The sequence below is a fragment of the Thermosporothrix hazakensis genome (genome assembly GCF_003253565.1).
Classification (GTDB): domain Bacteria; phylum Chloroflexota; class Ktedonobacteria; order Ktedonobacterales; family Ktedonobacteraceae; genus Thermosporothrix; species Thermosporothrix hazakensis.
The window spans coordinates 1-20,802 of record NZ_QKUF01000019.1; the positions used below are offsets into that span (position 1 = coordinate 1).

Sequence of the window (20,802 nt, forward strand, 5' to 3'; positions counted from 1 at the left end):
CGATTCAGCGCCTGTACGTGATAGACAACCTGAGAATACAGAGGACCAGCAGGCCCTTGTTTCAGCCGCTCGACAAAGCGCCGCACCGCCTCCACATGCGACACACCTTTTTCGTCTTTGGGAGGATGTAACCGGACGTAGCTAAGAAACTGCTGAAGAACGTTCGTAGCCGCTGCTATTTCCTCTCTGTAAAACGCAAAAGCAGCTAATGCCTCATCTTCCATATTCATAGCCCCAATCTTAGCTCAATGCGTATAGGATGTTTTTCAAGTTCTTTCTGATAGAATTACTATTCCTTTTTCATAAGTACCATGCTGGTGTATAATATGTGCGACAAAACAAAAAATTTCAAAATATCTTTTGTCGTTATTGTTAACGGAGAGAAGTTGTGGAAGTAGATAGAAGAGTCAGGTGAAGACATGTTAAAAGGGCAGAAGGCTCCTAAGTACGTTGATCTATCTGCTTTTACTCACAAAGCAAACGTGCTAAGAGAATGGCGGCTCAACAAGCTACACTGGTATAATACAAGTGAAGTTGTAATCTTGTATAACGAGTTACTAACTATCTTAGGAGAAAAGCCTGTGAGTAAACGATGGTGGGAACGTTTGGAAAGCTCCAATAAAGCGCCAATAGATGAGAAAAGGAGATGGATACTTCATACTATTCTGAATATACCGCCAGCTTATCTAGGCTTGCAGACACTAAATACACAAAGCTTAGATAAAATACTCTACCTTCCTGTAACTTATAAAACGCCTTCTTTAAATGTGGAGGCTTATAAAGAGAGAATCACAGCATTCTGGAAAAATCCTTACAACAACTTTGATGAGGTTGTATCACGCATCCATGCTTTGCAGGACTATATTCTTTATAGAGATCACAGTGATACGACTGTCAGAGTACTCTGTGAATATCTCATTGCAGCAGCAAATATGCAGCGAGCACAGGGTTTCTTACAATCAGCAGAAGGGTACATTAAGAAAGCAATTGAACTGGCTGAAGACAGAGGATTTCAAGCTCAGAAGGCGAAGTCCCTCTATCTACGTTCTTACATCTATCGGGAGAAATGGCGCGTCGGTTTTGAAAAAGATCCTCAGGATATATATAAAGCGCTTGATCTTTCAAAACAAGCATTACATGTGGCAGAAAATTACATGATACCTCCAATACTTGAAAGTGCGATACGCTTCAGTGTTGCAAGTGAAATGAGTAGTATTCCTCTTTCCCCAACAGAGCTATCTATAGCGAAACAGCAATATGATATTGCACGTGTTATTGCAGATGAACACGTGCAAGAGGAATTTCCTCTCTTTTTCAAAATTGACAAAAGCTGGTACACACTGGCAATGGCACAAATGCATTTAAACCTGAAAGAACCATATTCTGCTCTAGACAAATTGCAAGAGATGCCTCCTGTACATCCCAAAATGAGAAGAGTACTCACTGCAACTGTAGCGGAAGCCGAGGCTACAATACAAAGCGGTTTCCTCGATGAAGGCATCAAAATAGCAGAAAAAGCACTAGGAGCAGCCAAGCAATCATCCTTGCACCTTGCCCGGCTGTACAATCTATATCAGGCGCTGAGAAATGATGAGAAGTATACGAAGGAACCGTATGTCATTAAGTTCGGCTTCAAACTATTAAGAATACAACGCCCCGATCTTTTCCAGTAAGCTAGAGGCAGAATACTCATTAATATAATGCGAACAAAGAGCCATCGGGATCCAGCCCGGTGGTTCTTTTTTTGCTTGCTTCAGAGGCACCCTCACAGCAATTTTAATACTTTTTTAATGTCTTTCTGTTGACTATAAAAAGATGAGGTACTTATGTTTATATATGTAAATACAGGCATACAGTGAAAATGTGGCCTATGCGACATGATCTTTAATAGAGAGGAGATAGAACTAAAAGGCAACATGGTGAAAAAAAGATGGAAGTTACATCTATAAACTATGGATACCTCTTCTAGTTCTAATCGTTTCTGTGTTCTCGTACACGTTGGGTAGCATGTATTCAGCAGCCCGCGCTGACACAAACCCGCAGCCTGGTCTAACGCCAACCGCGGAACCAAAACGACAAGCAGAAACATCGGCATCAACACCACAACCACAAATGCCAGATGCTACACCATCAACTCAACAGCCACAACCCGAGCAGCAGCTTGACTCGACGCCGAAGCCCGAGCAAATGCCTGCTCAACAACCACAACCCGAGCAGCGGCCTGACTCGACACCAAAACCCGATCAAGCACCTGCTCCAATACCAACACCGGAGCCCAAGCAAACGAAGGTGCCGGCACCTACACCAACACCACGAGTACCGGTACCTACACCATCAGCTCAGCAGCCGCAACCACAACCAAAGCAGCAGCCGAGCAAAAGCACCGCTAAACCACAAGCAAGTGCTGCAAAGCAGGATACTACAACGATAGACAAATCAAAAGAGCAACAACCACAAAGTACTGATAAGCATAAAGCCGTCGTCTGGTTTATAAATAGCACCTTTCAGCAGGTTGTATTGTCGGCGCCCCAAACGATCAAGCTCGACAAATACCGTGTCAACCTGCACTTACCGTCGGCTATCACGATAGCACCTGCAAAATCAGACAAGGAGCTAGGTACTGTGTATGCCAATGCCAATGCCCTAGATGCTGTTGTAGACGGAGATCCCAAGAGCTTCGAGCAGGATGAGCTAAACGGCGTGTTGCCGGGTGGCGATGAGAAGAACGGCAATGGAGTGTTCTACCATATAGCGCTACAAGGGACACAGAGAGCGCTCGACTATCAGCACCAAGCGCAACAGGAAATAGGCCGATCAATCGACGGTACTATCTTTCTCTCGAATTTCCGTGACCCTATCACCTTACCTGAAAGCTACCAGATCGAGTCGGCATACGGCACGATCACGCTAGCTCACTCTGTAACCGTCCCGAAGAGTAATTTTCAGGTGGCTACCTATGTTAAAGCCATACTGAGAACAACACAGCAGCATGTACCTGATAAAATCACCGGGCAGATCTATCAGGTAGGCGATAAATTGACCTCGATCACCTATGGCTTCTTTACTGGCAACGCGGAAAAAGATGCATTGAAACGAGAGCAGGCGAAGCAGCCAAAGCAGGCGGAACAGAAGCAGCAACCACCTGCACAACAGCCGAAGCAACTTACAACAAAGGCGATACCCGGGACTGGCAACTATTTCCCGGCTGGACAATGCACATGGTGGGCAAATCAGCGCTATCACGAGCTCTTTGGAGTATGGGTACCCTGGACGATCAATGCCAATGCGTACCAATGGGTAGACCGAGCAGTAGAATTCAACTGGCATGTGAGCGATAAGCCGGTTGTTGGCTCGATTGTTGTGCTAGCACCAGGTGTTACAGGGAGCGAGCAGCCAGTATGGACATGTAGCTATGATTGAGCACATTAACTCCGACGGCACGGTTAAAACCAGTAACCTGAATTGGGGGAACTATCCGGAGCAGGTAAGCTACGTGACCTTTAAGCCAGGCGTAGGCGTCAAATTTATCACGCGCTACCAATACGACTAGCAGACATCCTCGACTACTTTCTATTCGCTGGACTGACCAACTAGATACCCATTCTGGAAGGTCAGTCTTTTCACAGTCTTTTCATCTATAGGAGTGAGCAGCAATGAAAACCGAAGATGATATAATGCTCAACTTCAAGACAGCATCCACATCTAAAACCATCGAGACAGCATCCACATCCGAAACTCACACAGAAAACGCGTGGACTGATACAACCACAATCATACCCTGTCCCAACTGCCAAATATTCGTTCGTAACGGTGTAGCCCGCTGGAAATGCGATGACTATCATCCCGAACTATTCCAGCGGTTGGAAGAGCAAGACTAGAAGCGCAGGCGACAACCTCTAGAGATCAAGCGCACATAACAGCTTGCTTAGGAACTACTATTTCTGTTGCTATAAAAGACTTTGAACTTTATAATAAGCACCAGGATAGCTGTATACCTCATAAATCCTGAAAGAGAGCTAGTAAGGTTATCGCCTTACTGGTTCTTTTTCCCGTGACAGCACTGACAGCAAAACCCGTTTACAACCATTTACAACTATTGAAACTGATTTTAATAGTAAAGCGCTCTACAAGCTATAAGGCTAGAGACAATAGGCTAGTTTTTAACGTACATATAATTACTGATTATAGTTGTATATCATATGTAATATCTGTTTATTTGCTTGATGCCAGTGTCGTACTCTCGCAATCAGATGTCTATCCTACGCAACGTCTCATTGATAAGCCGGTGCTTCGCCAAGCATTGCACCAGAAAAAAATTGCCTCCGGAAATTGCTTGGAGCCAGGTTCTCTGTTTCATTTCTACGCGGGGCTGTTGCAGGGTCGTGGCCTGCTCAAGCCGGGCAATGAATGGAGACAATTTGATGTGCTTTGAGGAGCAAATTGATGAACAGTGCAGGTTCCCGCTCGAAATGGAGCGGATAAGCTGGCGCTTTTGCAATGTTTATGCTTGTCCCCGCCATGCAAGGGGGTGAAGATGTACATTTTCCCTTCATCCTCGCTACGTATGTGCGAGATTAAAATCAAGAATGTGTGTGCAAAGACGGAGCAATTCAGCGCTGGCAAGCGTATGCGCTGGATGTGGTATGTATGCTTTCAAGCGTTCTAAAGTGCTAAACCCCATGACAAAGCCGTAGGTATACCGAAAAATTCAAGCTCTTTCCTGCATGAGCTGAGGAAATGTCCGGGATCTTCTCTTGCAGCTCTCTTGCTTGGTCGAAGCTTACTATTGCGGAAATATAGGGCCATATTCCAGAAAATCCGAACGTCGTCTCAGCAAAGTTCCTTGAACCCATAGAGCAAGAGCTTGCAGTAGTTGAAACAGTGCTTGTAAGCATGGCTGAGAAGTATAGTATGGACTACTCAACTGTGCAGGGGGCAAGTTTCTTCCCGCCCCTGCAATATTTGTGTCAAAAACCCTTGCTTAGAGGCAAAAAATCCAGGTAAGCTACTTTGTGGAGAGAGCTTCATAAGGGAATCTTTTTCTGTCATAGAGCTCTGTCAATCAGAAAGGAACAATCGTGCCTGGACAGAGCTACAAGTGCTACGAACTGGCTCAAGCCCTCTTTGTAATAATTGCTTTTTGGATTCGTACAGCCTGACATACTGCTTCATAGAAGGGAAAACAATGGACGAATCAGATAAAAGAATGCAAAGTTCCCAGGCGAAAAGCATGGAACCGGGAGCCAAGCAGAAGAAAGTAAGGTATTGGGGTTCATGGGTGAGCATCGTTTTGGGTATTCTCATCCTTCCCGCAGGAGTACGAACCCCCCGGCTCTTGCTCACGGGAATGTTAATGATTGTGTGTGGATGTGCATATATGTCACGCAAGAGACAGATGTATCGACACCCTGGAAAACGAAGCATAATAGAGATGATCTGCCTTCTTCTTGCTCTCATCCTGGTTTGTCTTGCGATCATAAGCACGAATGTCGAAGCTCTGTATTATACGCCTTTCACCGAAACTGCGCCCATCATTGTGGCGATATGGACAATCATAGCGTATCTATTCTTCCTGAGAAAATATCGCAAAGTCGAACAAAATCAGCAAAACAGGTGATGAGATCTATAACGTAAAAAATAGAGAGGGAGCGGGAGAGTGGAGGCTGTTCCTGCTGGCTGTCAGCCCTTTTCTCGCAGACGAAGATCTCCTGTGAGGGTGGTGAGATGAGAGAACATGCGTGAAGAGACAGCGAAAGCAGCTTGTGCAGAAGCTCTTGCATAAAGAAAAGCCGTTCTGAAAGCTGCTCCGCACGGTTTCGTCTTTACTGGAGGGTGATTTCTACTGGTTTGCTGTTTTGATTCTGATTGAACAGATTGTCCGGATCGTAGTGGGCTTTTATTTGTGCCAGACGAGCCGCAGTCTCAGGAGGATAGACAGCTGCAAGGCTGGCTTCGCTAGCCTCGCTCAAGAAATTGAGGTACGCCCCATGACTGAAGGCTGCGAGTGGGCTCCAGGCGGCTTGCCTGATCTGTTGAGCCTGCTCTTCTGGCACAGTGGTTGGTGCGAATGCGGGCACGATCACAAGTGCCTCACTATCACGGTGGACGAAAGCTGTCTCCTGCGGAGCAACCCGGGCCATTGCCCCACCTAGGTAGCGAATCTGAGCAATTGGCTTGCCCGGGCGACCATAGTTGGCTGCCAGTGCGGAAAGAACGTCCTGGGTCAGCTCTTTGATAAAGCCGTTATGCCCAACCTGCTTGAGGCCCGGAGGAAGTGCCGTTGCGTCTTCCAGCATTGCATCATAGGGTTTCTTGTGAATATCCTGTGCCTGGACCGTTCCCAGATGAAGTAGTGGCTCAATCGCTGCGTGCGCAGCAGCTTCATTCTCTCCAGCGTAACAGAGAAGAATGGAGATGCGTGGCGGAACCTGAGGTCCAAACCCCGAGAAGAGCACAAGCGTTGAGTTGAGTTCCTCGGGGGCTGAGCGCATGGCCTCTACCCATCCAGAGAGCACGCTTTCTGCTTCGGTAGGCTCGTAGTGGATTGCTCCTCCAATCACCGCTGTACAGGGGGTTGCAACGAAGTCAAAGGTAGTCACGACGCCAAAATTGCCGCCACCTCCCCGAATAGCCCAGAACAGTTCGGGATGTTCTTTCGTATTGACACGCAAGATGCGACCATCTGCTGTGACTACCTCGGCTGCGTGCAGGCTGTCGAGGGCGAGACCAGTGGTGCGCACCAGCCAACCGATGCCGCCACCAAGTGTCAGGCCACCAACGCCAACCTGTTTAGTATCGCCTGAAGAGATGGCAAGGTGATGCTCACCCAGGATACGTGCCACGTCTCCCCAATGTGCTCCAGTGCCGATACGGACAAGGCGCTTCTGAGGATCAAGGATTGTAACCTGATTGAATGCTGCAAGATCCAGGACAATGCCGCTGGTATTGGTGGCGTGACCGCTCAAGCCGTGACCGCCGCTGCGGAGAGAGAGGGGAAGCTTTTGCTCACGTGCGAGACGGAGCGTCTCCACAATATCGATAGTGGTGTGGGCGCGGACAATGACAGCCGGGCTTCCGCTCTGATTGAAAACATGCCGTGCGGCCTCATAGGCCTGGTGCTCAGGGAGGATCACCTTTCCTGTAATGCGCTGCTGAAACGCGGTGAGTAGCTGTGTATTCATGGAAGAATATATCCTTTCTCAGCTCTTTCAAAATGACATACTGTCGTCAGGTCATACGGTTTTTAAAACAGGCTGTCTTTGATTTGCTTTTCGTTTCTGCTTTATCTGTTGTGTTTGGCTTTCTACTCTTCTGACAGAATACAGAGCAAGAATGTGACAGAAAACAGCGGTTTCTTTGCCTCAATGGAGATATCTGCGGTTGAGAGCTGAGCCAACGTGTTGAATGTGGAGCTGCATGAGCTGGGAGGACGTGCTCGGAATGTGGAGAGAGCCACTGTATGGTGAGAAGAGAAAGGAAGATGATGGGGTTTATAACTTCTAACATGGTGACGATCCCCTGCACCATCATGAGAGACGTTCTGCTTCCAGCAGCAACGTCCTGTTTTGTTTCAGTCGTGACATGGTAGTCTCAACTTGCCCTTGATTGGATGCTCTTTCTAGTCGAATAATAGGCGCCAATAAAAAAGAGACCGAGATGAAGATGTCAGCGAAGGCCAACAAGGGGGGACTGAGCCGGGTATGAAGCCATAGACTGGTGAAGGGCCTCACTATGCTGACCTCCTGCCTGATATGCAGACCCGCAAGGAGATGTGGTTGCTCCTTTGGAGCCGGAAAAGCCCATGTTGTGTGGTGAACACGATCTCGACCTGTTGACGCTGCTCGCATATACTGCCAACTTGCCGGAATATTTTGCTTGTCGCATTCCCTTTCTCCGTTGATAGGAAGGAATCAGCATTCTTTCTCGAAAGGCTCGACTATCGTCCCGAGTCGAAGCAGGGAGAACGGCACGGTCAGGGAGGGAGGAATGTTCACCTGTCAATGACGCCCCTAAAGGGGGAGGCTTGTGTCTGAACTCCACCACAACTCAGAGAACCGGTGCAGGCGCTCTGCTTTGGCTTCCTTGTCCGACACATCAGGGACAAGTGACACCTGCCCCGTTCTCGTCCGGCAGGACTGGGCGAGAAGCGTTCTCAGTACCAGATTTCGGGCCCCCACCAGATCCGCATGCAAGCTGTACCGACAGCGCTGACAGACAAAGCGCAACCCCTTGCCCGGTCGGTTCTCTCTAGCAGTATGCCCACACATCGGACATGCCTGCGAGGTGGAACCAGCGTCGACCGTGATTGCCTGGTTCTCCTGTCTGAGCGCTTTGAAGGCGATCAGGCTCTGCAACTGGGCAAACGACCACTGTGAGAAAACCGCGTTGGCTGTGTGCTGCTTCTGACCGGCATGCTTGCCCTTCTTTTATGCAGTGAAGTTTGTTCCCATTAAGGTATTTCACGGCCTGGAACAGCACACCAGGGAAAAGGCTACGTCCCGATGAGACGTGGCCTCACTTCTTTATCCTACAGGAGTAGGTGATGACGCGTGCTGCGCAAAATAGAGCTGTTTGAGAAATGTCGTAAACTCACGCATCTCGGCCTGGTACTCCTCAAGTTTCTGCCTCTGTACTGCTTCAGGCTCTGTGATAAAGAAATCGGCTGTTCCCTGGTTCTGAAGGCGCGTCCTTACCTTACTTATCAGAACGAGGTGGCGGTCAAAGGGAACCAGCCGCTGCTCATAAAAGAGACTCAGGTAGTGCATCAATTTTTTGCGAGGCTCCAATTGCATCCTACGCATCTCTCGTTGAAGACTGTGGAGAGTCGGAGCCAGGGCGAGCGCTTGTCCTCTCACCTCTTCAATCTGTTCCGGGCTGGTCCCGGTTTCCCTCATCTTGTCGATATCCTTATAGTACCCCTTTATCGCTTCTACAAGTGCTTCTTCCTGCCGGCGGAGTTCCTCAAGGCTTGGATCGGGCGGGTCAATGTCTACCCAGGGCAACAACAGCCCTCGCTGATCTAGATGTCCACCGCAGGATTGCACGGTCGGGATCCCCAGGGCATTCAACACGACTACTGTTTCAAAGATCTCCTCATCGATTCGCTTTCCCAACCCATCAGTCACCGTTTGAAAATGCGCTACAAGTTCGTCCCACGTTTGCATGCGACACTCCTTGATTTACGATATAAAAGACTGTTTTCGCTATTTTACCAGAGAACGTCAATCAACAGGAAAGGCTAGTCAGATGTGAAGGATTTTCTTAAAAATAGTATGATTATGTATTGCAATGTATCTATTAAGAAGGTAGAATCAAAACTGTAGAAAGTGGTGTGAATCATAAAATAGCAAACAAATGCAGGAAAGGAGAAATATCATGGAAGAAATGAAGAACCAGGAAAGCGGTGAGCGGTACAAGGATGATACGTGCAATATGTGCGGCGGTAGCGGAACTGTAGATGACAAAGGAACGATATGCCCTGATTGCAAGGGGACGGGGGTGGTGATGGCTTGATAATCAAATGGCCCCGCGGGGAAGGTCTCCCTGCGGGGCCATTTTCTTTTGCTATGAGTTGAGGATAAAGGCCGCTGCATTCCCACCGCCTTCAGGAAACGTTACACACAACGCCTCAACGGGAGCTTGATCCAGTGAAGCAAGAAGCGAGAATGCGCCGAGCGAGCAGACAAGTGATCTTGTCCGGAGAGAGCCATGAATACCTCATCCATCGTGTTCGAGCCTTCGGGAGAGGTTGTCCTGGATCTGCTTCATGGTTCGCACCATGCTCGCGAGGTCTTCCTTGCTCACCCCTTCCAGAAGTCCCGCCTCGAAGGCATCTGCATGGATTCCCATCTCTGAAAGGACCTGCTGACCTGCTGGCGCAAGGGAGACCAGGGTAAAACGATTGTCGCGAGGATCGACCCGGCGAGTGATCAAGCCAGCTGCCTCCATCTGTTTGACAAACCGGGTCAGCAATGCTCCTTCCATGCTCAAGCGGCTCGCCAGTTCCGTCTGGCTGATTTCCCCTGTATGCCAGAGTTCATGCAGGACGAGCAGGCGAGAAAAGCTCATTCCTATCTGTTTGGAGAATGCTCGCGACATATCTCGATGCAGATGAGTGAGAACCACAAAGGGATTCTCGGTTTCTTGTTCCTGCGGTACGTGCTCTTCTTCTGATCTCATAGCAGCCTCACGGGAGGAAAACCAGGCGACGGCCAGCAGTGTCTTGACGCTGCCAGGCGTTCTCCACCTCGGCAAGGGGGACCGGATCAATATCCATGCGCAGCTTTCCCTGTGCGGCGAGCGCAAACATCTGGGGAAAGGTTTCAAAGATTGCCTGTCGCGCAATGCTGCCCTCACCACTCCCAGAGATTTCCACCCCTGAACTGCGCAGGACCGCGGCAGGAACGGAGACGGTCGATCCGGCCATCTCCCCGATGGAGACAAAGCGGATACGCGATGCCTTTCCCTGGAACTCTGGACAGGTCAAAGCTCTCATCAACACCTCAGCGGGATGTCCCCACAAAAAATCAAGGATAATGTCAAACGAGTGGTGATCTGCTTCGCTGACGAACGCTTCTGTCAGTGCTTGATCCGACTGATTGAGGGAAATCACAGCATCGGCCCCAAGGTCTGCCAATGTAGAGAGGATCACTTCATTGCGTCCGGCTGCCACCACGCGTCTGGCTCCAAGATGCCTGGCAACTTGGATGGCGAGTTTGCCGGAAACGCCTGTTGCCCCGAGGATGAAGACACTGTCCCCAGGTTGGAACTGTGCGCGAAAGACCAGTGCCAGCCAAGAAGCCATGGCGGCGTTCGGCAAGGCGGCAGCGGTGAGGTCATCTACCTCATCAGGAACGGGGATGCACCCGGAGCGAGGGACAACGGCGCGCTCAGCCATCATGCCGTACGGAAGCCGACACCCGCCACAGTATACTCGCGTCCCGTCCTCAAGCAGGCCTACTCCATTCGCCCCACACACAACGGGAAACCGGGGGGCACTGTTTGCTCTCATCTTGCTCAGGTTGGTCAACGCGGCAGCCTTGACCTGTACAAGTACCTCGTCTTGCTCTCTTGTTGGTTCTGGAAACTCTTCAAAGCGAGGAGGATCCCCAGGCGTATGCAGGACAGCAGCTTTCATCGGCACATCCCTTTCTTTTTCTTATGCGTGGATGATATTTAACCTGTCTATGATTAACCAGTTAATAATTGATATATTTATTATAGGCGAAGAAGAGGAAGTAGTCAATCCTTTCTGAAGGTTGAGGAGGGAGTGTCCTTTGTTCTCTGTTTTCTACAGCCTCGGTGCGTATCTCGTGGGCAAAACCCGTGCAGGTTCAACAATGACGCATTGACCGTGAACCCACTTTGGCTCGATGTAGTTCAACCACGGACTCTTGACCGGCAATCAGCAGGGTATGATCCTCACTCCAGCCATCTCAGAATCTGTCTTGTATTGTCTGAAAAAGAGCGCAAAAATAAATGTGGTGCAACAAACCGTTTGTTGCACCAGTGTGCCCTATTACTCTATATAGAAGAAATGGATCTCGGTTTAGCTGTGCAGATAGTGGCTGTCCGGGGGAACCGGCTCATGCTCAACCGTTCTATAGCTCCTGATGACACCGGCACCCTGAGCTGATCGTGCTCGAATGCCTTGTTAGTCTTGAGACAGCCGATCACGTTCGCGAGCCGGAATAAGGGTGGTAGCCCACCACAGCAACTCGGTCATCATGCCATTGAAAGACCGGTTGAGAAATGCTCCACCTGGCGAAGTAGAGGCATCAGAGACGTTGGGAACCCAGTTGGGGACCAGAGAGACGCCTACTTGCTCGCGGATAGGGACCATTTTGAGTTCAATGAGGACCTGGCGCAACTGCTCTGCGGCTCGATACCCTGCGGCGAAGCCACCATAGCTGACAATAGCAGCAGGCTTATGTGCCCACTGAGAATAGAGATGGTCAATGGCGTTCTTGAGAACTGCCGAATAGCCATGATTGTACTCGGGGGTCACAAAGATAAAGCCATCGGCCTGCTCAACCTGTTCTGCCCATTGCTCAGCTTCAGGCGCGATATGTCCGTGCACTGGCGAGGCAGGGGAATCAAAGAAAGGAAGGGAGACATCACGCAGATCAACAAACTCAAAAGTTGCATCGGTGCGCAATGTGAGGCGATCCATAAGCCAGTTTGCCACGGCTTCACCTCTGCGACCCTGCCGTGTACTCCCAAAAATCACCAGGATATGGGGTTTCGTACTCAATTTTTCTCTCCTTTTGTTGGTAGAATGAGCGAGCAGAGTTATAACTCTCTATTTGTGCTATACTCACTATAAGAGAGTAAAAGCTTTGAGACAAGAACGCACTTTTGTGTGCATAACTTACCAGAAGGTGAGTGTCATGAAAACGGGAGAATTGCTTAGGAAAATTGCTGGATCTGACGTATGGAGTATGCGCTGCCCATCCCGGCGCTTGCTCAATCTGATTGCCGACAAGTGGACTATGCTGGTGCTCGTGGCCCTGGCGGACGGGCCCAGGCACTATAGCCGGCTGAAGCGTGATGTGAGTGGGATTTCGCACAAGATGCTCAGTCAAACGTTGCAGCGGTTAGAAAAACAATGCTTTGTCACACGGACGGTCTACCCGACTGTTCCTCCGCGTGTCGAGTATGCACTTACGGCACTGGCTCAAACACTGCTTCCAACGCTATGTGAGCTTATCGAGTGGGCCCAGACTCATGCTGCCGAGTTCCTTATGCTTGAGGAAGAGGCCAAGTGAGCGGGTAGAGGGCTGCTATCCATTTGAGGTTGTGGGGCTCTATGTTTCATATCCGCAGATGGCAGGTATCCAGGCTGCTTGCCTGCGCCATTGGATGGAATGTTTCCTCGGGTGGTGTTCTCCTTGCATAGGGGAAGCGACATCTTCCCCTCAATAGAGACATGCGGCATGTCACCCCAAAACGGACAGTTTTGTGAACCTGCTTTACCACAAGGATCTCTAAGGATATTTGCCCGCTTTTACACAACAGCTTGTTTGAATCTGCACTAAGTGGTAGAATTGCGAAGCTCATAGGGAATCACTCCTATGGGGATTTTTGTTCATGCAGAAAATATTTTCGCAGTAGTCTGAAAATTACTCCTAAATTGGGTATAACTCCTATCCTGAGGTAATATAGTAGATATAGAGATAATGATGATCGGGATACCTGATTACTGGGTTGTATCTCGTTATCTTTATCTCAAGCGCTTGTGTGGTTAGCCAATCCTTTTAGCCTTTTTGGACAAGATTGCTCCAAAGAGCATGAATGCTTGCTGGATTTGATTTTGCGCAGCAGAGCCAAATCCAGCGTTGCTCGAGTGCTTAATCAAGCTGCTCGTGCAGGAATTCAATAGTCCGCTCCCAAGCCACATGAGCAGCCTGGGCGTCATACTCCGGGCGATTTTCCTCGAAGAACCAGTGTGTCGTTCCAGGATACGTATAACTGGTGAGCGGCCTGCCCGCGGCCTTGATCTCCTGCTCCATCTCCGCAAACGCCTCAGGCGGATCGAAAGGGTCATTTTCCGCGAAGTGGCAGAGGTACGCAGCTCGGGCACGGCTATATTCTAGTCCAGGGTAGGCGCAATAAAAGGTCACAACTGCGGCGATCTTTTCGGCCTCCTTGATAGATAGGTCGAGCGCGTAGGCACCTCCCAGCGAGAAGCCGACGACAGCGAGCTTGTCCTGCTCCCGCCCACCTGCTGGAGATGTCGCAACGTGTTGGAGCAGAACCTGTACTGCTCCCGCAATGTCGTCGCGCACCCGCTCCTTCTCTTGATTTAGCGCATTGACCAATGCCTCGGCTTCCTCGATTGCTGTGGTCGTCTTGCCGTGATAAAGGTCGGGGGCAAGCGCAACGAAGCCAGCCTGCGCGAGCCGATCGCAGATCTGTCGAAACGGCTGTGTCAGCCCCCACCAGGCATGCAAGACTAAGACCCCTGCTCCGCTGCTATGTTCAGGCTCGGCCAGATAGGCGTTGATCGTTCTTCCCTCACTTTGAAATGCTCTCATACTGTCTCCTGTACTCATCTTAAAAAGCTCGTTTCATAGTTCTAAGTCTACCAGAAAAACAGGTTAAAAAACGCCCGCATTACTCGCACTTTGTTGGAGCAAAGTCCGGCAAGTATTGCACGTCTTCTCTTGAGATGGGGTGAACAGGCTCGCGGCTCATATCCTGGTCCAAATGCATTCTAGCAGTACCCACAAATGCTGTTGGCAACTTGCTGTGTAATGGAGTGCTTGCTCCCCTGTCGCCACTTCAAACGCTAAGGAGGGAAGCGTGCTGACAAACAACTCGTAGATCATTCCGTCGCGCTCTGTGCTAACGGCGGGAGAAGAGCCTGTGGCTGTATGGGTAGCGATGACCGGGTGCACGTTTGGGACCAGCAGGAGTTAAAGGAACAGACGCGCAATCGTAGAGCGCTCGTGAACGTGAAGCACCCCAGAGAAGGAGTGCATGAGGATGGAACGACGAGATCACGGATTGGAATCGCTGGTGGCGTGCTTAACATGGCAGACCCGGCCGCCGCAGGTGACGGTGCTCTCGCTTGTGCAGGGGGCGACAGAGGAGCGCTGTGCGCAGCGCCGAGGTACAAGCAAGCGACCTTTGAGCGCTTTGATGCGAGTGTGCCGGGAGTGGCAGAGGCCTATACGGCGGCGCTCGGCTATGCCAAACAGCCATGAGGATGGCTAGTCCTGCTGGGGTCCAATGGCTGTGGCAAGACGCATCTGGCGATGGCGATTGTGCATGAACGGCTGGCGGCCGGGGAACGAGTGGTGTTTCTGACGGTGCCGGATCAGCCGGATCATTTGCGCGCGTCCGGAAGGTGGAGCTGCCGGTGCTCGATGATCTGGGGGCGGAGCATCGGACGCCCTGGGCCAATAAGAAGCTGTTCCAATTGCTCAATCACCGCTACAACGCGATGCTGCCGACGGTGATCACCTCGAATCGGATGGCGCTGGAGGGGAGAGACCATCGGATTGTCTCGCGTTTGCATGATTGGGAACTGGTGAGACAGATCCTCATGGATGAGGCGCAGGAGTATCGCGTGGGCCAGAGTGGAAAGCAGGCGTTGGGAGAGCGGGAGCACTCGAAAGGCTCGCTGCTGCGTCAGGCTGGAGGGGCCAAAATGCAAAAAGCGGGGAAGCAAAGACGTGTTGTGGATCGGTGAAAGAGCGAAAACCGGAACAAAGACAGGATGGCTTCTGGCGGGGGAGGTCTCCCCAGAACCGAAGTATGCAGAGAGAGGAACGCGAGCCTCTTGCTTCAGAGCAGAAGGTGTTGTGTTGTGCCATCCTGTCTTTTTCTGTGATCTGCTCTCATCTGGCGAAGATGTGCACATAGTATGGAGCACGCCATTTCAGTATTTCTTCTCTGCGTAACATTCAATGCATTTTAAATATATTTATGACATTTCTAATTGATTTCATAGGAGAAATATCCTATATATCTCTATTGTGCTTCAAAATGCAGTCGTAAGGGTAGTAGAGAGATAAGAAGGATCAAGCGAGGAAGAGTATAGAAACTCTGTGAGATGAAAAATAGGAGAAAAGCTTGATTCATCGCTCCTGGTATCCTGTTTGTCTGCTATTGGTATTCTATGCGGGATACAGCGAAGGACCGAGGTCGGACAGTTTTTCCGTTATGAGGACATCCAACTTAAGAGATGTCCTCACGCTTTAAAGAAGTGCTCTCCTATTCTCTGGAGAGGGTGAGCAATGTTTGACCTTGCTTATGTCACCTGAATCGTAGCAATATCGAGATAGCGCTGAGCCTGCTGACCCAGATCTTTCCCCTGTAGAATTGCCTGGCGTACTTCGGCATCAATCAACCGCCAGTTTTCCTCATCGAGATTCTCTTCCAGATGTGCTTGCAACACGGCGATATCCTGCTGTAAAGCGGTCCAGAGGCCACGTAGTTTCTGAATGGCGGGAACAGCAACGGCCACATCCACGCTAACAGATGACATTAAAAGCTCAGTTTTATGAGCCGCAAGGTTTGCAATAGCCTTTGCACGCTCGATGTTGGCCGCATTATAATAGGCCTGCATCAGCCGCATCATTTCCTGCATATACCGCTGCCCCTCACTGGCACGTTGCGTATCAGTGGGTGTAGCGAGCACGCCTAATGGCTCAATCCATTGATAGTGTGCTTGTTGTGATGCGTGTGTAACCTCTTGCTGATAGGTCGCATTAAAGGCGACTACCCGGGTTTGAAGAGTCTTTCCCTCTTCTACCAGGGAGTTCATCCCGCTGGAAGGTCGGATAAAGTTGCTATATTCCCGTTGTCGTGTCTCCAGAAGCTCTTGAGACTCCTCAAAGCTGCGGGTCAGCAGAGTGGTTTGCTGTTCCACCTCAGCGGCGTGAAGCGCAAAGGGTTGAATCTCATCATACATCATCTGAAGCAGCAGTTGTAGTTGCTCAAAAGGTGGTCTACGTTGTGCCGCATCGGGAGCGTTGATTGCCTGCTGTGCGAGCTGATCCATTTCCTCGTAGCGCTGCTCAATGCGTGTGCTGTAAACGACCACATCGTGTGCCAGGTGGAGATATTCCGGAAATGTTTGGGTCAGGAACGTCTCGCTGTTTCTCGCGATACCACCAAAGACATAGGCGAAGGGGCCTCCATATGGAAGGAGAAACGGGCCATAGGTTGAATAGTTTTCGATGGGATTCATGACTTCTTCCGGGGTGAGCTCAAACGTCAGGGCGATAAGCTCGACGAATGAACGGGGAAGATGCCGACCTATTTCCAGTGCAGCCTGCAAGGCCAGCATCTCCTCTTTTTGGAGAGGAAAATGCTGCTCTGCTTTTTCTCCTGGGACAAAAGCAGGAGCGAACCAGGGTCTCTGTGCACGTTGTATCATTCTGACACCTTTTCTTTTGAGTAATTCATCTAAACATGTGTCCTGACAAGAAGAGAAACTTTGCCTGAGTTGAAAGCGGACCCAAACACATCGCGTTGTGTAAAGGACATGGAGTGGAACATCCTCCTATTTTCCGCCTTTTCCCTCATACGCTCCTGATTCAAGATCAGGGATAGCGTTTATCAATATCTGCTGCCAGACAAAGGAGGCAGAACAAGCAAGAATTCACAGGAATTCTTGCCGTATCCAGCGAGAAGATGTTTCTGTAGGCCTCTTCTCGCCGTGCCTATTGCTTTAGGTCTGTGCAGCTGTGGGATGAGTAATCACAGCCTCCACTTGCCAGAGGAGCTTAAGGGACTGCAAGGTAGAGAGATCTACGATGCCTTCTGTATCATCGAGGCGCAGCGTCCATTGGGTGAAAGATGTTGGACGGGCATAATGGCTCTTATACTCTTCCGCAACCTCACCATCAACGAAGATGGCATGCTCTACCCCAAGCACATCATCGACAATAGTCTTATTTGCGCCTGAATGCCATTCCTCATAAACGAACCTGCGGATCGAGGGACGTGCGACAAACTGATAGGCCTCATGCTGCCAGCGATCGGTATGAATACCGGAGCTCTCTAAACTCAAAGAGATACGCCTTCCTTTGGGGACTGGGACCCCTTGTAAGACACAGCGCCAGCGTTTGACTCGTACTCGGTCCAGGCCCCGAAAGCTGAAATCGTGCAGCGGAATGTTGATCGTCACCTCTTTATGCTGCTTGAATGTCTCCACAACGCCATCATAGTTGCTATGCTCGGCCTCTATCTCCTCAATAAATTGTCGGGGATCAGCTGTCTGAGGCGGTGGATTCAGTTCTTCTAGAATTCTGTTGAGCCTCACCACGACATCAGCAAGCGCTTGTTCCAGTTCCAGGGCACTCGCTGTGATGGGAGGGACTTCCAATCGGTCAATGATCGTCTCATATTGATAGGCCCAGATCAGATTCTGCAATGCCAGGAAAATCCAGCATTTCTGATTGAGTTGCTGCTGGAAGAGCAATTGCAGCAGAGCAGTATGAAGCTCCTCGCGTTCTTCCAATTCATTGAGGTAATCTTCCAGTGGTTGTTGCTGACTCTGGCTGATTTGTGCCTGAACCAGCAGTTGCCAGAGCTCTTGAGCCGCCTTTACGACAGCCGCTTGACTGGCGAGAAACGCTTTGCCATAGATGCCCAGTTTCGTGGACTCCAATTTGTAGGCCATCGCCCCACCAATATTTTTATCGAGTGCTTGCTGAAGGTAGATATCGGTTGCGGCAAGAAAAACATCCCATTCGGTCTGGCCGGAAATGTGATCCAGATTCGGGAGCGAAAAGTCAGGGAATTCGATGATAGCATCTGGATCGGTTGAGGTCAGAGTCAGGAGGCTTTGCATCAGATTCTCGAGTTCCTGCACCAGCCCTTCCAGATGTTGCATGCTCTCAAGTGCTCGTGCCATCTCTTTATAGAGAGCATCGGTCTCCCCGACGAGTTCAAGCATGGCTTTGAGAGCATCAAGGCCGCTGGCAATCGCCTCGGCAGCGCTGCCTCCGCCAGTAGCAGCAGCCGTTCCCACACTGATCGCAAAATCTCCAATAGCCAGGAACATCCGACGCATCGCGTTCCACTTTTGTTCGGCTTGCCACTCTTCCAGACCACGTTCGAACTCGATCTTAGCAAGTTTTGTCTGATATTGTTGATCTTCGCACTTCTGTTTGGCCTGCTCAGCTTGCTCCTGTGCCTGGCTTAAGAGATTCTGGGCCTGAGTGATGAGCTGGTGGTGCGCATCGATTGTTGCGTTATTCTGCTGGATCATCAGGCGAACGGCGGCCTGTCGGTCTGCAAGATCCGAATTGATATCCTGGAAACGGGCATACTCCTGTTCATAGGATTTCACTGTGCCAAAGAGTGCCGCGGCCTCCTGCTGATAGGTTTCGAGTGAAAGCGGAGGCACAAAGACCGCCGTGCTGGGAAGCTGATCTTTGCAGATGACTTTCGCTCGACACAAGCAAATGGGTAACGTGCTGGTTCTGGGCGAGCGTGGAAGATCAGGGCTGTACTAATGGGGCAAATCCCCAGATCTCCATGTGCTACCCCGCAATGTGAGCGTTAGCGATGGTGCATTGCATTTACGCACGGTCAAGGAAGACTACACGCCTCCCAATAGCAGCACTACGTATCACTGGACAAGCGGTATGGTCACCACGGATCGGATCGGCGATGCAGGCTCTTCGAGATTCGCCTTCACCTACGGGTATATGGAGATCCGGGCCTGGTTAGCTGGTGGAAATGGAGTCTACAATGCGTTCTGGACCGGTGCGGAGGATCATAGCTGGCCCCCTGAAATCGATGCGCTTGAGCTTCTGGGAGATCGTCCAACTATCGACCATATGACATATCACCGGGATGACAATGGGAAACATGTCTCTCTCTCGCAGGATTCTATCGGGGCAGATTTCACCGCTGGCTGGCACACCTTCGGCGTTGATTGGCAGCCGGGACTGCTTATCTGGTATGTTGATGGACAAGAGGTCACACGCGAGATCGTGCCCACGGATGCCTTTGCGAAAAATCTGCATCTGTTGCTCTCCGCCGAGATATGGAAGCAGAGTGGCTGGACCAATGGCCCGGATGACTCGACGCCTTCCGTTTCTCAGATGGATGTCGATTATGTCAGGGTCTGGCAGCGGGAGGGTGATCCCTCCGATCCCTCGCCTGAACTGCCTATCGTTCAGCCTACAAAGCGCTTTGGCACGCCGGGCAACGGGGAAAGCACGTATGAGAAAGCAACCGATGGTGATGTCAATACCGCTTTCGATGCCGTTGATGCGACCAATTGTGCGACCGGAATCGATGTCGGGGAGCCAACAGTTGTCAATACAGTGCGTTATGTGCCTCGCCTCTATGCTGGACAACGCATGCCTGGAGGTCAGTTTCAGGGTGCCAACAGCGAAGATGGCCCCTGGACCACACTGTTTACTGTCCCGTATGCGCCGAATGATGGGGACTTTACCACTGCCCGCTTTGTGAATAGCGTTGCCTATCAGTTTTACCGCTACGTTGGCCCGCCGGACGGACATTGCAATATTGCCGAGATGCAGTTTCGGAACCAGTAACGGGCAGTAGCAGGCTCTCTGGTGCACGCTCTGCTGCTTCCTTCAGGGCGTGCACCGTGTTTCCGAGAGCGCTCATGAGGAGGACGAAATTCTATGCAATCCAGGCTTCTGCTTTTTTTATGACGAACAGTATCCACAGGCATGCTCACAGAACACCCTATCGGCATTACTCCCTGTTCAGTGCGAGAGAGTGTGTGCTGATGAACTGACGCATAAAGTAAGAGGGGGGCAGCTCCTCACTGAGCATGAGAGAAAGGCATCTGGAACCGGGTGAGCAGTTGTGTTTTCCCTCTAGCTCACAGGTGTCGTTATCCTCTTGTGATGCCTGTCGAGGAGGAGCATGCGACGGTCCTGATGCTTGACGATCAAAGTTCATCATTTTCTTATGAGTGATGAACCATCCGGCCAATCGATATGATAGCATACGCAGGGTGCACACCTTTTCGCACTCTCGCGGTCGGACGCAGAATTGACGGTGGTCGTGGTCCCTGATGAGAAGGTACATGTGTCTACCTCCTCTGGCGGGTCTGTAAGGTGCTCGATCAATTGCCATAGCGCCTGAGTACCTATCCATTTCTTATCCGGGTGGAACTGTTCTGGCAAGTGATTGGCTGAGACAAATGGGAGCGTAATCCGCTTGTGCAAAGCAGAGAAGGTGTCTTCAAAATAGCCAACTGCCGACATGCTCTGCATCTGGCAATGCTTCGGCGTCATCAGCAGGGCTGGAAGGATTGCGATATCTGGTTTGACTCTGCATCGCTGGCCTCTTGAATGT

General features: G+C 50.5%; 17 protein-coding genes and 1 pseudogene. 8 read left to right on the plus strand and 10 right to left on the minus strand.

Annotated features, from left to right (window positions below; all coding sequences use genetic code 11):
* The first annotated feature begins 419 nt into the window (after window positions 1-419).
* Together EI42_RS21210 and EI42_RS21215 are read left to right on the plus strand one after the other, a co-directional pair.
* Entirely contained in the window at window positions 420-1,673 is a 1,254-nt protein-coding gene (locus EI42_RS21210) for a hypothetical protein (RefSeq protein WP_111324646.1), read from the plus strand.
* A 439-nt stretch (window positions 1,674-2,112) separates the two neighbouring features.
* On the plus strand, window positions 2,113-3,420 hold the full coding sequence (locus EI42_RS21215; RefSeq protein WP_111324647.1) for a CHAP domain-containing protein: 1,308 nt from the start codon (window positions 2,113-2,115) through the stop codon (window positions 3,418-3,420).
* A gap of 1,138 nt (window positions 3,421-4,558) precedes the next feature.
* Here the strand turns inward: EI42_RS21215 and EI42_RS34950 are convergent.
* From EI42_RS34950 to EI42_RS21260, 7 genes and pseudogenes are all read right to left on the minus strand, one after another.
* Window positions 4,559-4,708 carry a Dabb family protein gene (locus EI42_RS34950; protein WP_371860021.1) on the minus strand — a complete coding sequence of 50 codons (150 nt, stop codon included), beginning with the start codon at window positions 4,706-4,708 and terminating at the stop codon, window positions 4,559-4,561.
* Between the two features lie 1,114 nt (window positions 4,709-5,822).
* Entirely contained in the window at window positions 5,823-7,181 is a 1,359-nt protein-coding gene (locus tag EI42_RS21235; protein WP_111324651.1) for an FAD-binding oxidoreductase, read from the minus strand.
* A gap of 828 nt (window positions 7,182-8,009) precedes the next feature.
* Window positions 8,010-8,426 (minus strand): annotated as a pseudogene (locus EI42_RS21240) (zinc ribbon domain-containing protein); the annotation flags it as partial.
* 96 nt (window positions 8,427-8,522) lie between these two features.
* Complete coding sequence (locus tag EI42_RS21245; protein WP_111324653.1) at window positions 8,523-9,164, minus strand: hypothetical protein; 642 nt, start codon at window positions 9,162-9,164, stop codon at window positions 8,523-8,525.
* 553 nt (window positions 9,165-9,717) lie between these two features.
* Window positions 9,718-10,125: a MarR family winged helix-turn-helix transcriptional regulator gene (locus EI42_RS21250; protein WP_211326290.1), complete on the minus strand. Its 408-nt coding sequence runs from the start codon at window positions 10,123-10,125 to the stop codon at window positions 9,718-9,720.
* 61 nt (window positions 10,126-10,186) lie between these two features.
* Window positions 10,187-11,137, minus strand: a complete 951-nt coding sequence (locus EI42_RS21255) for a quinone oxidoreductase family protein (protein WP_111324655.1) — start codon at window positions 11,135-11,137, stop codon at window positions 10,187-10,189.
* Window positions 11,138-11,653: 516 nt separating this feature from the next.
* Window positions 11,654-12,253 (minus strand): NADPH-dependent FMN reductase, encoded by a 600-nt coding sequence (locus EI42_RS21260; RefSeq protein ID WP_170142798.1) that lies wholly within the window; start codon window positions 12,251-12,253, stop codon window positions 11,654-11,656.
* A 136-nt stretch (window positions 12,254-12,389) separates the two neighbouring features.
* Between EI42_RS21260 and EI42_RS21265 the strand changes: the two genes are divergently transcribed.
* Complete coding sequence (locus tag EI42_RS21265) at window positions 12,390-12,767, plus strand: winged helix-turn-helix transcriptional regulator (protein ID WP_111324657.1); 378 nt, start codon at window positions 12,390-12,392, stop codon at window positions 12,765-12,767.
* Between the two features lie 582 nt (window positions 12,768-13,349).
* Here the strand turns inward: EI42_RS21265 and EI42_RS21270 are convergent.
* On the minus strand, window positions 13,350-14,036 hold the full coding sequence (locus EI42_RS21270; RefSeq protein WP_111324658.1) for a dienelactone hydrolase family protein: 687 nt from the start codon (window positions 14,034-14,036) through the stop codon (window positions 13,350-13,352).
* 339 nt (window positions 14,037-14,375) lie between these two features.
* Between EI42_RS21270 and EI42_RS21275 the strand changes: the two genes are divergently transcribed.
* Genes EI42_RS21275 through EI42_RS21285 form a run of 3 tightly spaced genes read left to right on the plus strand, consistent with a single transcriptional unit; the run spans window position 14,376 to window position 15,196 of the window.
* On the plus strand, window positions 14,376-14,708 hold the full coding sequence (locus EI42_RS21275; RefSeq protein WP_111324659.1) for a hypothetical protein: 333 nt from the start codon (window positions 14,376-14,378) through the stop codon (window positions 14,706-14,708).
* Between the two features lie 15 nt (window positions 14,709-14,723).
* Window positions 14,724-14,963, plus strand: coding sequence for an ATP-binding protein (locus tag EI42_RS34955; RefSeq protein WP_371860022.1), 240 nt, complete (start codon window positions 14,724-14,726; stop codon window positions 14,961-14,963).
* Window positions 14,864-15,196, plus strand: coding sequence for a hypothetical protein (locus EI42_RS21285; RefSeq protein ID WP_137686332.1), 333 nt, complete (start codon window positions 14,864-14,866; stop codon window positions 15,194-15,196). The genes EI42_RS34955 and EI42_RS21285 overlap by 100 nt, the downstream gene beginning before the upstream one ends.
* 561 nt (window positions 15,197-15,757) lie before the next feature.
* Here EI42_RS21285 and EI42_RS21290 read toward each other — a convergent pair.
* Complete coding sequence (locus EI42_RS21290; protein ID WP_111324662.1) at window positions 15,758-16,888, minus strand: hypothetical protein; 1,131 nt, start codon at window positions 16,886-16,888, stop codon at window positions 15,758-15,760.
* 294 nt (window positions 16,889-17,182) lie between these two features.
* Window positions 17,183-18,919, minus strand: coding sequence for a flagellar export protein FliJ (locus EI42_RS21295; RefSeq protein WP_111324663.1), 1,737 nt, complete (start codon window positions 18,917-18,919; stop codon window positions 17,183-17,185).
* A 94-nt stretch (window positions 18,920-19,013) separates the two neighbouring features.
* On the opposite strand from EI42_RS21295, the gene EI42_RS21300 reads away from it, so the two are divergent.
* Window positions 19,014-20,027, plus strand: coding sequence for a glycoside hydrolase family 16 protein (locus EI42_RS21300; RefSeq protein WP_170142799.1), 1,014 nt, complete (start codon window positions 19,014-19,016; stop codon window positions 20,025-20,027).
* Between the two features lie 639 nt (window positions 20,028-20,666).
* Window positions 20,667-20,798 carry a hypothetical protein gene (locus tag EI42_RS34445; protein WP_282957332.1) on the plus strand — a complete coding sequence of 44 codons (132 nt, stop codon included), beginning with the start codon at window positions 20,667-20,669 and terminating at the stop codon, window positions 20,796-20,798.
* Window positions 20,799-20,802 lie beyond the last annotated feature (4 nt).

Excerpts from the sequence above, each read along its gene's own strand:
- EI42_RS21210 (WP_111324646.1), top strand. The coding sequence starts at position 420 with ATGTTAAAAGGGCAGAAGGCTCCTAAGTACGTTGATCTATCTGCTTTT.
- EI42_RS21215 (WP_111324647.1), top strand. The coding sequence starts at position 2,113 with ATGCCAGATGCTACACCATCAACTCAACAGCCACAACCCGAGCAGCAG.
- EI42_RS21235 (WP_111324651.1), bottom strand. The coding sequence starts at position 7,181 with ATGAATACACAGCTACTCACCGCGTTTCAGCAGCGCATTACAGGAAAG.
- EI42_RS21245 (WP_111324653.1), bottom strand. The coding sequence starts at position 9,164 with ATGCAAACGTGGGACGAACTTGTAGCGCATTTTCAAACGGTGACTGAT.
- EI42_RS21255 (WP_111324655.1), bottom strand. The coding sequence starts at position 11,137 with ATGAAAGCTGCTGTCCTGCATACGCCTGGGGATCCTCCTCGCTTTGAA.
- EI42_RS21265 (WP_111324657.1), top strand. The coding sequence starts at position 12,390 with ATGAAAACGGGAGAATTGCTTAGGAAAATTGCTGGATCTGACGTATGG.
- EI42_RS21270 (WP_111324658.1), bottom strand. The coding sequence starts at position 14,036 with ATGAGAGCATTTCAAAGTGAGGGAAGAACGATCAACGCCTATCTGGCC.
- EI42_RS21275 (WP_111324659.1), top strand. The coding sequence starts at position 14,376 with ATGGGTAGCGATGACCGGGTGCACGTTTGGGACCAGCAGGAGTTAAAG.
- EI42_RS21290 (WP_111324662.1), bottom strand. The coding sequence starts at position 16,888 with ATGATACAACGTGCACAGAGACCCTGGTTCGCTCCTGCTTTTGTCCCA.